This is a genomic window from Paractinoplanes pyxinae, assembly GCF_026626335.1.
In the GTDB taxonomy this organism is placed as follows: Bacteria; Actinomycetota; Actinomycetes; order Mycobacteriales; family Micromonosporaceae; genus Actinoplanes; species Actinoplanes pyxinae.
Map to the genome: position 1 here is coordinate 154161 of NZ_JAPNTZ010000008.1, position 13026 is coordinate 167186.

General features: G+C 69.7%; 14 protein-coding genes. 8 read left to right on the plus strand and 6 right to left on the minus strand.

Features of this window, described 5'->3' with window-relative positions:
- Window positions 1-370 precede the first annotated feature (370 nt).
- Entirely contained in the window at window positions 371-1951 is a 1581-nt protein-coding gene (locus OWR29_RS23480) for an MDR family MFS transporter (RefSeq protein WP_267565335.1), read from the minus strand.
- Window positions 1948-2436: a MarR family winged helix-turn-helix transcriptional regulator gene (locus OWR29_RS23485; protein ID WP_267565336.1), complete on the minus strand. Its 489-nt coding sequence runs from the start codon at window positions 2434-2436 to the stop codon at window positions 1948-1950. Before OWR29_RS23485 ends, OWR29_RS23480 begins: the two co-directional genes overlap by 4 nt.
- Before the next feature lie 88 nt (window positions 2437-2524).
- Between OWR29_RS23485 and OWR29_RS23490 the strand changes: the two genes are divergently transcribed.
- The 4 genes from OWR29_RS23490 (at window position 2525) to OWR29_RS23505 (ending at window position 5105) form a co-directional block, all read left to right on the plus strand.
- Window positions 2525-3466, plus strand: a complete 942-nt coding sequence (locus OWR29_RS23490; protein ID WP_267565337.1) for a DUF2332 domain-containing protein — start codon at window positions 2525-2527, stop codon at window positions 3464-3466.
- Window positions 3467-3599: 133 nt separating this feature from the next.
- Window positions 3600-4019, plus strand: coding sequence for an MmcQ/YjbR family DNA-binding protein (locus OWR29_RS23495; protein ID WP_267565339.1), 420 nt, complete (start codon window positions 3600-3602; stop codon window positions 4017-4019).
- Entirely contained in the window at window positions 3995-4639 is a 645-nt protein-coding gene (locus OWR29_RS23500; RefSeq protein WP_267565341.1) for a PH domain-containing protein, read from the plus strand. The genes OWR29_RS23495 and OWR29_RS23500 overlap by 25 nt, the downstream gene beginning before the upstream one ends.
- Window positions 4640-4655: 16 nt before the next feature.
- A complete protein-coding gene (locus tag OWR29_RS23505; protein WP_267565342.1) occupies window positions 4656-5105 on the plus strand; it encodes a GvpU-like protein in 450 nt (149 codons plus the stop codon).
- A 40-nt stretch (window positions 5106-5145) separates the two neighbouring features.
- Here OWR29_RS23505 and OWR29_RS23510 read toward each other — a convergent pair whose 3' ends face one another.
- Window positions 5146-6207, minus strand: a complete 1062-nt coding sequence (locus OWR29_RS23510) for a glycoside hydrolase family 26 protein (RefSeq protein ID WP_267565344.1) — start codon at window positions 6205-6207, stop codon at window positions 5146-5148.
- A 341-nt stretch (window positions 6208-6548) separates the two neighbouring features.
- Between OWR29_RS23510 and OWR29_RS23515 the strand changes: the two genes are divergently transcribed.
- The 4 genes from OWR29_RS23515 to OWR29_RS23530 all read left to right on the plus strand — a co-directional run bounded on the left by OWR29_RS23515 (window position 6549) and on the right by OWR29_RS23530 (window position 9096).
- A complete protein-coding gene (locus tag OWR29_RS23515; protein ID WP_267565346.1) occupies window positions 6549-7079 on the plus strand; it encodes an RICIN domain-containing protein in 531 nt (176 codons plus the stop codon).
- Window positions 7080-7188: 109 nt separating this feature from the next.
- Window positions 7189-7794, plus strand: a complete 606-nt coding sequence (locus OWR29_RS23520; RefSeq protein WP_267565347.1) for a TetR/AcrR family transcriptional regulator — start codon at window positions 7189-7191, stop codon at window positions 7792-7794.
- Window positions 7791-8483 carry an aminoglycoside adenylyltransferase domain-containing protein gene (locus tag OWR29_RS23525; RefSeq protein WP_267565348.1) on the plus strand — a complete coding sequence of 231 codons (693 nt, stop codon included), beginning with the start codon at window positions 7791-7793 and terminating at the stop codon, window positions 8481-8483. Before OWR29_RS23520 ends, OWR29_RS23525 begins: the two co-directional genes overlap by 4 nt.
- Window positions 8484-8493: 10 nt before the next feature.
- Entirely contained in the window at window positions 8494-9096 is a 603-nt protein-coding gene (locus tag OWR29_RS23530) for a hypothetical protein (protein ID WP_267565349.1), read from the plus strand.
- On the opposite strand, the gene OWR29_RS23535 is transcribed toward OWR29_RS23530, so the two are convergent.
- The 3 genes from OWR29_RS23535 to OWR29_RS23545 form a co-directional block, all read right to left on the minus strand.
- Window positions 9080-10684 (minus strand): DUF8189 domain-containing protein, encoded by a 1605-nt coding sequence (locus OWR29_RS23535; protein ID WP_267565351.1) that lies wholly within the window; start codon window positions 10682-10684, stop codon window positions 9080-9082. The two genes, OWR29_RS23530 and OWR29_RS23535, sit on opposite strands and share 17 nt — an antisense overlap.
- Window positions 10685-10806: 122 nt before the next feature.
- Window positions 10807-11721 carry a suppressor of fused domain protein gene (locus OWR29_RS23540; RefSeq protein ID WP_267565352.1) on the minus strand — a complete coding sequence of 305 codons (915 nt, stop codon included), beginning with the start codon at window positions 11719-11721 and terminating at the stop codon, window positions 10807-10809.
- A 58-nt stretch (window positions 11722-11779) separates the two neighbouring features.
- Window positions 11780-13018: a vanadium-dependent haloperoxidase gene (locus OWR29_RS23545; RefSeq protein ID WP_267565353.1), complete on the minus strand. Its 1239-nt coding sequence runs from the start codon at window positions 13016-13018 to the stop codon at window positions 11780-11782.
- Window positions 13019-13026 lie beyond the last annotated feature (8 nt).

A 13026-nucleotide genomic window follows, 5' to 3' on the forward strand; every position in this document is an offset into this window, starting at 1 on the left:
TGCCCCACGCCCGGCTCGAGCCAGACGCACGCGCCTGCCAGGCGTCGATTGGGATGCCGGACCACACGCCGCCGCCCTGCGCCCGGCCGGGGCCGGGCGCCGGGTGAGTGCGGGACCACAGACGCCGCTGCCCCGGCCGCGTTGGCCGGGGCAGCGCACGTTCTGTGGCATCGCTTCAATCCTGATCACCGGTGCGGTGTGCACCCGATGGCTCGTAGTTTCAAGTGCGTTCGACCAGCCCAGACGGGCGACGACCGCCCGGCTCGGCCGCCGGGGCCGCTCGCTCTCGCAGTCGAGAACCGTCCAGCTCCACCGACCAGGACCGCTCAGCTTTCGCAGTCGGGAACCGGTCGGCGTCGGTCAGCGTCGCTCAGCTTTCGAGGTCGACTGGCTCCTTCTCGCGGGCCGGCAGGTCGAGGCTCGAGCGCAGCGAAGTCCGCGGTAGGAAGATCGACGCCACCAGGCCGACGACGGCGATGGCCGCTGAGATCAAGAAGATGTGGCCGGTCGCGTCGCCGTAGGCGGCTCGCACGATGTGCTGCACGGCCTCGGGCAGCGCCGCCACGTTGAGGCTTCCGCCGCCGCTGTCGCCTGAGGTGGGGAAGCCGGCTGCGGCCAGGTCGTGGGTGATCTGGTCGGTGACGCGCCGGGCCAGCACCGCGCCCAGCACCGAGACGCCGATCGCGCCGCCCATCGAGCGGAAGAACGCCACCGTGGACGACGCCGCGCCGATGTTGCGCAGCGGCACCGTGTTCTGCACGGCTAGCACCAGGTTCTGCATGCTCGCGCCGACGCCGAGGCCGACCAGCAGCATGCCGAAGCCGACGAACACCAGCGAGGTCTCGTGGTCGATCGTGCTCAGCACCGCGAAGCCGGCGAGCAGCACGACCAGGCCGGCGATGATGTACGGCTTGATCGTGCCGGTGCGGGTGATGATCCGCCCGACGATGATCGACGACAGCAGCACGCCCGCCATCAGCGGAATCGTCAGCAGGCCGGCCTCGGTCGGGCTGTAGCCGCGGCCGATCTGGAAGTACTGGCCGAGGAACACCGCGCCGCCGAACATGGCCATGCCGACCGCCAAACTGGCAACAATGGACAACGCCGTTGTGCGTTCGCGCACGATCTCGAGCGGAACGACCGGCTCGGCTGCACGCTTTTCGACCAGTACGGCAAGAACGAGCAACACGAGCGCACCGCCGACCATCGTGTACGTCTGCCACGACAGCCACGCGAATGTTCCGTCGACGAACGACACCCAGATGAGCAGAACGCTCACCCCGGCCGCGATCAGCCCGGCGCCCAGGTAGTCGATCTTCACCGACTCCCGGCGCTCGGTGTGAACGTGCAAAGTGAGCTGCAGCAGGACCAGCGCGATGATGGCGAACGGCACGCCCACGAAGAAGCACCACCGCCAGCCCAGCCACGACGTGTCGACGATCAACCCGCCCAGCAGCGGCCCGCCCACCGTGGCCAGCGCCATCACGCCGCCGAGGTAGCCGTTGTACCGCCCACGCTCGCGCGGCGGGATCATCGCGGCGATCACGACCTGGACCAGCGCCTGCAGACCGCCGACGCCGATGCCCTGGAACGCGCGGGCCGCGATCAGCTGCCCCGCCGTCTGGCTGAAGCCGGCGATCACCGAGCCCAGCGCGAAGATCACGATGGCGATCTGGACCAGCAGTTTCTTGCTGAACAGGTCGGCCAGCTTGCCCCAGATCGGGGTGGTCGCGGTGGCGCTGAGCAGGGTCGCCGTGACCACCCAGGTGTACTGGGTCTGGCTGCCCTCGAGCGCTCCGATGATCTTCGGCAGCGCCGTCGAGACAACAGTGCTGCTCAGCAGCGCGACAAACAGCACCAGCAGCAGGCCGCTCAGGGCCTCGAGGATCTGCCGATGGGACATGTCCTCCGCCGCCGGCGCGGACGCCGACGAGGTGGTGGGTGCGCTCATCGCGCGGCCTCCAGGTTGTGCGATTTTTCCAGTACGGCGGACAACGCGACCGAGAATCGTCCGAGCGCACCGCTGACGCGCTCGACCTCGTCCTCCGGCCAGTCGGCCAGGGCGTGCCCGATGAGCGCGCCGAACCATGCATTGGCCGCAACGAGCAGTTCATGTCCGGCCGGAGTGAGCGAAAGCGTCGACGCCCGTCGGTCGGTGCTGTCGACGCCCCGCTCGACCAGCCCCTGCCCGACCGCGGCGGCGACCGCCCGGCTGACCGTGGACGGGTCGAGCCCCGACCGCTCGGCCAGGTCCTTGGCGTGGCAGCAGCCGTCGGCGGCCGTGCCGATCTCGTCGATCAGCTTGAGGATGCTGACCGTGCCGATCGGCACGTCGGGCCGTTCGCGCAGCCACTGTTGCCGGGCCTTGCGGATGAGCTGGGACAGCTCCAGCAGCTGGGACGCCAGCACGTCTTCCATCTCGTCCGTCCTCGTCACGCCGTTGCTTGCGCCAAGCATCCATCAAAGCTGCGCATTGAGCAAGTTTGCACGTCGGGCAGTATTTCTCCCGTGAGATCATGCCGCCATGACCGCAGCTGACTGGTATGTCGACTTCGCCGAACGGCAGGCGCGCGGCGTCTTCCCCACCTACGAGCGGCTGTCGTTGGGTGTCGCCCGCGACGACGAACTGCTCGCCCTGCTCGAGACGGTGCCGCCACCGAAACGACAGCCCAATCTCCTGTTCGCGGTCGTGCAATGGCTGAGCGGTCCGGTGCACGACTATGAGCGATTCCGCGCGTTTGTCGTCGCGGAGTGGCCGCGGGTGTCGGCGGAACTGCGCGTTCGTGCAACTCAAACGAACGAGATCGGCCGATCCGCGCTTCTGCTGCCCGTGTTGGCCGCACTCCCCCAGCCGCTGGCGCTGATCGAGGTCGGCGCTTCGGCGGGGCTGAACCTCTATCCCGACAAGTACCGCTACCGGTACGGCGACACGACGCTCGGCTCGTCCGGCCCCGAACTCGACTGCGACGCGACCGGCCTGACCCCGCCCACCGCCCTGCCCGAGATCGTGTGGCGGGCCGGCATCGACCTGAACCCGCTCGACATCACCGACCCCGGCGACCGCGGCTGGCTCGAGGCTCTGATCTGGCCCGAGCACGACCACCGCCGCGAGCGCTTCCGGCAGGCGGCAGCCATCGCGGCCGCCGACCCGCCCCGGCTGATCCGCGGCGACCTGGTCGACGACCTGCCGGCCCTGCTCGCCGAGGCGCCGGCCGACGCCACCCGGGTCGTCTTCCACACGTCGGTGCTCTACCAGGTGCCGGAGAACCGCCGCCGCGCCTTCGTCAAGCTGATCGGCACGCTGCCGGTCCACTGGCTGTCGGCCGAGGACCCCGGCACCATCGAGTACGCCGGACTGCCCGCCCCGCCGCCCGACGGCCGCCACAAGAACGTGCTCGCCCTGGACGGCAAGCCCCTGGCTTGGACCGAGGGCCACGGCCGCTCCCTGTCCTGGTTCGGCGCCTGAAACACCGGCCCCGCGACAAAGCCAGGCCACGATGAAGCCCGGACACGCGGCCAAGCCAGGCCGACGACGAAGCCCCGAGCCGCGACAAAGTCCGGGCCCCCGACGGCGTGCCCACCTCCACTAGGCTGTCGGCATGTCCAGTCCAGACGATCGGCCCGCTCGGGTCGAGGACATCCACGAGCTGGCCACCGCCCTGCCCGACGTCGAGGTCGGCGGCACCGGCGACCGCCCCGGCTTCTCGGTCGGCGGCAAGGCGTTCGTCTTCTTCCGCGAGCCCCGCAAGGACGCGTTCGACCCCGAGACCGGCGAGCGCTACCCCGATGTGATCGCCTTCCACGTCGAGTCCGAGGGCGACAAGCTGGCCCTGGTGCAGGACGAGTCCACCCCGTTCTTCACCACCCCGCACTGGAACGGCTACAACGCCGTCCTGTTGCTGGCCCGCAACATCGGCCGGCTGAGCCGGGCCGAACTGGCCGAGATCATCCAGGACGCCTGGCTGGCCCGCGCCCCCAAGCGCAAGGCGGCCGCGTGGCGCGCGGCCCGGACGACGTGAGCCGCCTGTTCGCGCTGGCCGTCGAGCGCCGGCTGCCGTTGTTGCTCGGCTCGCTCGTCGTCGCGCTGCTGCTCGTGGCCGGGATCAGCCTGGCCCCCGACCCGCTCAGCGCCCTGCTCTTCGCGGTCACGATCGTGCTGTATCTGGGGCTGCTCGTCACCGCCACCGTCGCTCTCAACCACCACCCGCGGCAGATGGTCGAACGGCCGGGCGAGCTGGCCACCGTCGGCAACCCCGCCCCCGTTCTGATCGCGGCCGGCCTGACGCTGCTGGCCACCGGGCTCGTGGGCGACAGCATCGGCGACCTGCGCGCGCACCGGGACATCGCCGCGCTCGAAACGGCGTACCTCATAATTTGGCCCTTGGCGGTCGGGCTGAGCTGGTATTCGGCGCTCGGCTCGTTCGGCGTACGCCTGAAGTCCGACGGCCTTCATTACCGGCGCCCGTTCGGCTCGCTGTTCGTGCCGTGGGAAGAGATCGAGTCCGCCACGCCCGGCCGCTACAACACGGTGACGCTGACCGGTCGCGACCGCACTCACCAGCTGAAGAGCGCCACCGATGCCGCCTACCTGGCCGGCGTGATCAACTCGGCCGTTACCGCCCGCGCGGCCGCCCGCTGACCCTAGAGTCGGCCCTGTGGATCTCAACGGGGCCGCCGACCGGATCGACTGGGCCGAGCCGGACAGCGTGCTCGCCACGTACGTAGCCCAGATGGACCGGCTCACCGAACCCGTCAATCCCGGGGTGCCGCTCAGCCTCAGCGTGCACGGCCAGCTGATCAGCGGCGAGCTCATCCCCGAGTGGCAGTGGTTCGCCGAGGTGAGCGAGCTGAACGACCACGAGGACGCCTTCTACGTCGGCACCGCCGAGCACGTCAAGGAGCAGTCCGACCTGGCCCACGCCGCCGTCAAGATCCGCGACACCGGCGGCGAGGTGAGCCATCGCCAGCACACCGCCCTGATGGCGCCGACCCGCTACATCCACCTGCGCAACACGAACATGCCCAACGCCGGCTCGTTCTGGCGGGGCCGGCTGGCCGACGTCTCGGGCTGGTTCCCCGGCACGACAGTCCTGCACGAAGACTGAAACGCCCGGTGGCGCGGATGCACCACCGGGCGTCAGAGACTTACTTGAGCTTGATCTGCACGTTGAACTTCGGGCTGGCGGCGAGCTTGCGGAAAGCGGCCAGGCTCGACGGCGCGCTGTCGATGCTGATGTCGCGGTCGCCGAACAGGTCCTTCTTCGTGTCGAAGTAGACGATCGCCTTCACCTTGGGCCGCTTGGCCAGCTCGGGCAGCACGCTGTTGAACTGCTTGGCCTTGTCCACGACCTGGCCGATGCGGTGGTAGGCGCCCCACTCGGCAACCATCAGCGGCTTCGAGGCGTGCTTGGTGGTCGCCCACGAGTAGAAGCCCTCGCCGCCCTTGGCCTTACGGTCGAGCAGGTCGGCGAACACACCGGCGTGGTAGTAGTTCTGCTCCGCGCTGACGTACGAGTCCAGGCCGATCCAGTCCACGACGTCGTCGCCCGGGTAGAGGTCCTTCCACCACGACTGGGCCATCCACTTCTCGTTGCCCATGTAGGCGACCACGTTGATCATGTTGTTCAGGCCCTTGGACTTGAGCCGCTTGATCACGTGACGGTACGAGGCGGCGAAGTCCTTGGCCGTCATGCCCGAACCGGCGGCCGGCTTCACGTCGTCCTCGGGCTCGTGGTTGAGCACCAGGAAGAACTTCTCGGGCATGGTCGCCTTGACCCGCGCCGCGAACGCGTCGATCCGCGCGTCCAGCTTGCCGGCGGCCACGTTCCCCCACGTCGAGCCGTACTCGACGCGCCAGTTCAGCAGCAGCACGCGCGGCTTGGCGGGGTCGCGGACCATGGCGATCTCGGCCGCGGTCGGGAACTTCTCGTCACCCTTGTGGTAGGTGTGGAAGATCGTCGCGGTGCGTCCGCTCAGCTTCTCCCAGTTCTTGTGCTCGGTGTCGCGCGGCAGGTTGGTGAACCCGCCCGCCGCGGCGCCCCACAGCACGCCGCAGCTCGGAACCAGCTTCGCGTCCGTCACGCACTTCTGCGCGGCAGGCGCAGCGGCAGGCGTGGTGGCGGCCTGGGCCGTGGCCGGGCCGGTCGCGAACGCGGCGCCGACCCCGGCGACGAGTGCGGCCAGCGAGTACACGGTCTTACGAAGCATCGAATCTCCCCCTGTTGTCCGGCCGTTGTCCGCCGGGCATGAGAAGAGATTCCAGGTCGCCGGGTGCACGCCAAGTGCCCGTCCCGGTGCCGCTGGGTTGCGCGTTCCAGACCCCGAATCCGTCGGTCCTGCGATCGGTTGCGGCTGGTTTTGGTTGAGCTTTCTTGGCGTACGGAGTCAAGGCCCGCAGCCAACCTCGGAGCGCACAACCCACCCGCCCACAGCTAGACCTGAAAAGGCGCACCGGCATGGGCTGATGAGTGAACCGCCGTGAGTCTTCCTCGATGGGGCACGATCTCTCCGGGGCGATGATCACCTACCGATCGGAGTTGGCTTTGTCCGTGCGACGTTCCATGCTCGCTGGTCTCGTTTCTCTCGCCTGCGCCGTGGCGCTGCTACCCGCCGCGGCCGCCCAGGCCACGGCCGGCGACGGCATCTTCCGCATCATCAACGCGGTCAACTGGGCGCTGAGCGCGGACGGCAACTACGAAGGCGTCAACGCCGCCTTCGCCGGTCCGAACCCCAGTCCCGGCAACGGCGGCCCGATCGCCTCGCAGGGCTGGCGGAGGTCGTACGACAGCGACGGGCTTCTCCGGTTCCGCAGCACGGTGAGCGGGTCGGCCTGGGCGCTCACGGTCAACACCGGCGTCGACTGGGTCAACAAGCCCGTCATCCTGATGGCCAGCAACTCCACGTTCCCCAACCAGAAGTGGCGGGCGCTCCCCGCGTCCAACGGCTTCGTGCTGCTGCAGAACCCGTACACCGGAAAGTGCCTGGGCGAACCCGCCGGCGGCAGCACGTTCACGGTCTATGTGGTCGCGTGCAACACCGGCGACAACCTCCAGCGCTGGAAGGTCACCGACAACGACTGACCGCGTTCCTGGGCCGGCCGCCCCTCAGCGGCGGTCGGCCCGGCGGCACCTGGCCCACGGCGCCGTCCGGCCTTGACGGAGTGAGCACTCACTCCGTACCGTCGAGAGCATGACGACACCCACCGAACGGCGCCGGGCGCCGGGCATGACCGCCGACCAACGGCGGGAGACGATAGTGCGGGCCGCGCTGCCGCTGGTGGCCGAGCTCGGGGCCGCCGTGACCACGGCGAAGATCGCGCGGGCGGCCGGCATCGGCGAGGCCACGATCTTCCGCGTCTTCGAGGACAAGAACGCCGTACTGGAAGCCTGCATAGCCGCCGCCCTGGACCCGGCGCAGACCCTGAGCGAACTGCAGTCCATCTCGCTCGACCAGCCGCTGGCCGCCCGCCTGACCGAGGCCGTCGAAGCGCTCGACGCCTACCTGAACCGCATGGGCGCCGTCATCGGCGCGCTGAGCGCCACCGGCACCCGCCGCCCGGCACACGACAGCCCCCAGGCCCGCGGGATGTCCGCCGGCCGCGAGACCTCCCAAGCTGCCACCCGCCAAGCCGTCCTGGAGCTCTTCGAGCCCGACCGCGACCACCTGCGCCTCACCCCCGAAGCCGCCACTGACACGTTCCTCAGCCTGTTCTTCGGCCGCAGCCGCTTCCCCACCGCCACCGTCCCCACAGCGGATCTGGTCGAGGTCTTCCTGCACGGCGCCCTGTCCGAATGAAAGCGATCGCGGACGTCCTAGGGCCGAACTGCCGCGCCTTGATCCTGCATGGCTCGCTCGCGGCGGGCGGCTTCCGGGCCGGGGCGAGCGACATCGACCTGCTCGCGGTCGTCGACGAGCCGCTGACCGACGACCAGGCCGACGCCGTCGTGCGGCTGGCGCGGGACGCCGACCTGGGTGAAGCGGCCGGCCTCGACCTGGACGTCATCACGACCGCCGTCGCCCTCGCACCCACGCCCGCGCCGCCCCTCGAGCTGCACGTCGGGCGTTACCCGGCCGAGCCCGACATCGAAGTCGAACGCCGCCTCCCCGCCGCGCCCGACCTGCCGGCCGAGCTGTCGATGGCCCGCCAGAACGGCCGCATCCTGGCCGGCGACATCACCCTCGCGCCGATCCCGCCCGAGTGGGTGATCGCCCGCGGCCGCCACTGGCTGCGCACGTGGCAGGGCCTGACCGACGACACCGCCCACGCCGCGTTCATGGTCCTGACGGCATGCCGCATCTGGCACTTCGCCACCGAACGCCATCACGTCCCCAAGGCCGCCGCCGCGCGTTGGGCCCTCACACAAAACCAGTCGCTCACCGCCATCGGTCAGGCCCTTCGCCAGTACGAGGGTGAATCCACAGCCGTCGTCGATGAGCCCGCCATAACCGCCGTCCTGGCCGAAGCCCTCCGGCGCACCACATAGGATCCCCATCGTGATCATGAGGAGTTCGGCGGCCCTGGCCCTGCTCGTGCTGGCGGCCGGCTGCGGCCAGCCGGCGACGACCACAGCCGTCCCCGCCGGCTGCGACCCCACGGCCGACCACCTCACCTGGTCCCCCAGCACCACCACCCCGACGCTGACCAACGCCACCCTCTTCACCGGCGGCCGCGAGACCACGCTGATCGACGAGCCCTACAAGCCCTCCATCACCGGCGTCGACGCGCCCGCTGAATGGCTCAACCGCCTGGCCACCTCGCTGCAGAAAACCGCCGGCCCGCCGGTACGCGCGAACTCCCCCGAGCCCATCCCGACCGATCTGCGCATCGCCGCGCCCGCCGAATTACAGATGATCGTCTACACCGGAGTCGATCGCGTAGCCGCCGACTTCGAGATCCGCTGCCACCCCACGATCCGCGGCACCTTCCACGGCTGGTCCACCGCCACCACCGGCGTCGTCTCGTGCAACAACTACCAGCCCACGCTCCCCGACGCCTTCGGCAGCCTGGCCCTCAAGCTCTGCCCTCCCCCAACGGCCGAACCCTCAGCCGACAGCGCCGACGCCATCCCGTTCCCTGAGGTCACCCCGGGAGGCTGACTCCGTGGGCCGTGGTCCGCCACGCCTTCCCGTCGTACCAGACGGTGTAGAGCTTGTTGTCGGTGCCACGGCCGGCTATGTGCAGCTGGTCGCCGAAGACGCTGATGCTGGGATCGGCCGTGAACGCGCCCCGCAACTTCTCGTGGCGCAACGTGGACTTGTCGCCCCACCAATGATGGATCGCGTTGTCGGGCGCCCGGACGACGACGTGCATCTGCCCCCGGTACACCACAGCCGCCGGCGCGCTGCCCACGACGACCGAGCCGTCGATGAGCGTCGGCGACTCCCACTTGGAGGCCACACCTTTGGGCGCCCCTCCGGTGGCCCGCAGCCGCCACAGATGGCCGTCCGTGCCGCGTACGAAGGTCCAGAGCTCTTCGCGGAACGGCAGCGCCTGCGGGTCGGCATTGGTCCGGGCGGGCGCGAGATCACGCCGGGCCCACTTGCCCGTCCCGTCCCGCCACCATTCCCACATGCGGTTGTCGGCGGTCCGGGCCACCACGTGCAGCAGCCGGTTGTGCAGTGCCACCGTGGGCGTGCCCGCGATCGCGGTCGGCGCGTCGATGAGCTGCGGATCGGACCACACGCCGTTCCCGGCACTCCGCCAGTTCCACAACCGGTTGTCGGTGCCCCGGCCGACCACGTAGAGCCGGTTCTCCTGCGGGCGATAGATCGCGTCCGGCGAGCTGGACAGCTTTCCCTTCAGGTACGTTTTCCGCCATCCGCCCAGCACGGTGTACCGCCACTCCGACACCCGGTTGTCGTGCTCGCGGGACATCACGCTGATCCCGTCCCGGAATGCAGTCACGACCGGCGGCCCGGCCAACCGGGTGTCCGGCAGGGTCGTCGACGACCAGCTGCCCTGCTTCCAGAGCTGGACCAGGGCGTTGTCGCCGGCCCGGCGCACGAACATCTGCAGCTGGGTGACGGTCGCCATCTTGCCCATCTCGGTCAGATTGCCCGGCGCTCCCCCGCCCGGGCAGCCGTTGACGCTGGTGACCTCGGGCTTTTGCGCGGCGTCCAGGCGGTACTCGACTCCTTGCAGCACCGGGAACTGCCGGTCTCCACTGAGGTGACCGTTCGCGTCGCTGTCGAAGTCGACGGTGCCGGTGTCGTCCCGGCCGAAGGCCTGCTCGTAGTGCAGGTGATGTTTTTGCCGCAGTCCGTCGACGCCGACGTTGCCGACGTATCCGATGACCTCACCCCGGCCGACCCGCTGGCCGAGTCCGACCTGGATCGCATTCATGTGCAGTGACAGCGTGTACCAGCGGTTCCCGTGCGCGATCTCCACGCCGCCGAGGCCGGGCGTCAGTTCGGTCACCACACCGGCCGCACTGGCGAGCACCGGACCCCCGCTGGTGTAGCCACGGACGTGATAAAAGTCGATCTTCTTCGCTTCCGGGTTGTGGTTGTCCCGTGTCTCCAGCCGCCAGGTCTCGCCGCAGCTGAACGGCAGCGCGAACGCCGGCCGCGGATACTGCGAACCATCCGGCGGATCCGTCGGCGCGGCCGGCGACGGCGTGGCCCCGGCCAGCACCCCCGGCGCCAGCACCGCGATCGGCGCGAGCCGTAACCATGTTCTGCTCATTGCTTCCCCTCCCCGTGTACGAGCCCGCCAAAGTAGGCGGACCGTCACGGGGAAGCCCGTCGTTGTCTCCAAAGCGACTTCGGCCCACGGTGGTTGGCACACTCTCGCGGGAGAAATGCTCGTCAGACGATGTCGTCCAGGACATCCGGGGCGCCGGGCAGCTGGTGGGAGCCGACGGCGGTCGCTTCGATCAGGGCGGCTACCGCAGGGGCCGGCAAGTCGAGCTCGATCGGCCCCTCGTCCGGGCGACGGACGGCCGGAGTGTCGGCGCTGTTCAGCAGAACTTTGTGCTCACCGCTTTCGAGTAGCAGGCTCCGCCCGTACGGAAGCCGGTCGCTAACGGCCTCGGACACCATCTTCGCGGTGATCTCCTTGATCGTGAGGCGCACCGTGCCGGCCGGCGACGACGCGCACGTGAAGCCCCCGACCAGCAGCCAGCCCGTTGAGGAGCCGTCGCGCGTCCGGCCCTCTTCGGTGGCGGCCTGCCCCTCGGGGTCGTCGGTGGCCGACGGCCGGTTCAGGTCGGTGATCAGCAGCGGCTGGCGGGCCGACAGCAGGCCGAGCACCCCGTTGGTGTTCCAGCGCCGCGCCGCCTCGTACTCGTCGGCGGTCAAGCCCACAACCTGCAGGAAGCGCAGCCCGCCGTTGGGTGTGTCGATGGTTCCCAGTTCCGGGTCTTCGACGAAGGCGAGCGCCGTCACCGCCGTCTCGTAGCCCTGGCGGATCGGGCCGTTGGCGTTCATGTGGTGGCCCGGCTCGAACCAGTTGCCGCTCGAATACACGTACCGGGCCAGATTCTGCAGCAGATTGGCCGCCCACATCGGCGGTTCGGTCTCGTGTTCGGCTCGGGCGACGCGGAACGTGAACTCGAAGCCCCAGCCCGAGGTCTCTTTCTCGTAGAGATCGCTCATCCCGTAGCCGACCAGATGCCAGTGCGGCACCGGCTCTTCGCGGGCGTAGAAGCTCACGCCGTCGAGCGGGTCGGCGCCGCCCAGCGCGGAAAGGGTGACGTGGGCCGGCGCACTGCGGCTCGGCACCCGCGATGCAGGGCGCCGAGCCGATGGCCGGCAATGTCGTCGAGTTACGGAATCACACTCACCGCCGGCGGAATTCGTGGGCCAGCACGTACTTGGCCACACCTGTGCCCACCTTGACGCCCTGGACGTCGGCGCTGCGGTAGTGCACCCCGCCCCAGATGCGGGCCTCGACCACCTCGTCCAGCGCGGCCGAGAAGCTGGGGAACGAGCGTGTCGTCGCGGAATCGGCGCTGTAGGCCGAGAACGGGATGTCGTCGCGACCGAAGTACGCCCGCATCGTGTACATGATCGTCGACGTCGAGCAGGTGTGCCCGGAGGTGTAGTCGGGGAACGGCGGCGTCACCAGCAGCGGCATCCAGGCCGGGTCGGCCGTGGTGCGCGGGTTGCCGTCCGAGGCCGCCTCCTGCACCGCGGTCACCGGACGCCAGAAGTTCCAGTGCTTCTTCTCGTTGAAGCACGCGATCAGCGAGTCGGCGTTGGCGATCTCGGCCATCGCGAAGAACCGGGCCGCCTGCAAGGTGTTCAGGCCCTGCCGGTCCGACACCTGGCGCTTGATCTCCCACTCGGTCAGCCGCCGATCGTGCCACCAGATCGCGGCTTGCGTCTGGTCAGCCGTACGAACCGTGCTGTTGACCGCGCCGATCGCCTTGACCTCGTTGAGATCGCGCGCATACGCGGCCGACGACAGCGCGGGCGGCCCGGAGGTGCGGAACTGGTCGCCGCGCCGGATCACGAACGGTTTCAGGTCCCCGACCCACGCCCCGTCCGAGGCGAGCGTCGGCGGGGTGGGCCGCCACTGGCCCGGCGCCGTGGACACGTTCCAGCTCGCGGAGGCGAACGCGCCGTCGTCGGCCCGGGCGGCGATCATCGCATCGGCGGCCCGCTCACCCACGGCGATGCCGCCGGCTTTCCCGCGGCCGTCCGGGATACCCGCCAGGAAGGACTTGTACATCTCGTCGAGCGACGCGGCCTGCGCAGGGAACAGCGAAAGCAGAACGCGGTGAGCCGCCGCGCCTACTGCCGCATCGGAGGAGAAGCTGCGGCGTGCAGCCGGCGCGACCAGGTACGGCTCGTACGGCGTACCGGCAATGGCGTTGACCGCGTCATAGATGGCGCCGTGCACCATCGCGAAGCTGCGCGGAGCGACATAGGGCGCCTGACGGGCCACTTCATAGATGGCCTGCTGCGCGTTGCTGTTCCACAGCACCACCGGGTTGGGCCCGGCGGCGTGGGCCGGAGCGACCAGCACGAACAGCGACAGCAAGGGCGCGAGGAGGACGGCGAGGAATCGTTTCACGTGGGACC

Bases quoted from the DNA above. Each gene is read 5' to 3' on its own strand.
- OWR29_RS23490 (WP_267565337.1), top strand. From the start codon at position 2,525: ATGACCGCAGCTGACTGGTATGTCGACTTCGCCGAACGGCAGGCGCGC.
- OWR29_RS23480 (WP_267565335.1), bottom strand. From the start codon at position 1,951: ATGAGCGCACCCACCACCTCGTCGGCGTCCGCGCCGGCGGCGGAGGAC.
- OWR29_RS23495 (WP_267565339.1), top strand. From the start codon at position 3,600: ATGTCCAGTCCAGACGATCGGCCCGCTCGGGTCGAGGACATCCACGAG.
- OWR29_RS23520 (WP_267565347.1), top strand. From the start codon at position 7,189: ATGACGACACCCACCGAACGGCGCCGGGCGCCGGGCATGACCGCCGAC.
- OWR29_RS23525 (WP_267565348.1), top strand. From the start codon at position 7,791: ATGAAAGCGATCGCGGACGTCCTAGGGCCGAACTGCCGCGCCTTGATC.
- OWR29_RS23535 (WP_267565351.1), bottom strand. From the start codon at position 10,684: ATGAGCAGAACATGGTTACGGCTCGCGCCGATCGCGGTGCTGGCGCCG.
- OWR29_RS23510 (WP_267565344.1), bottom strand. From the start codon at position 6,207: ATGCTTCGTAAGACCGTGTACTCGCTGGCCGCACTCGTCGCCGGGGTC.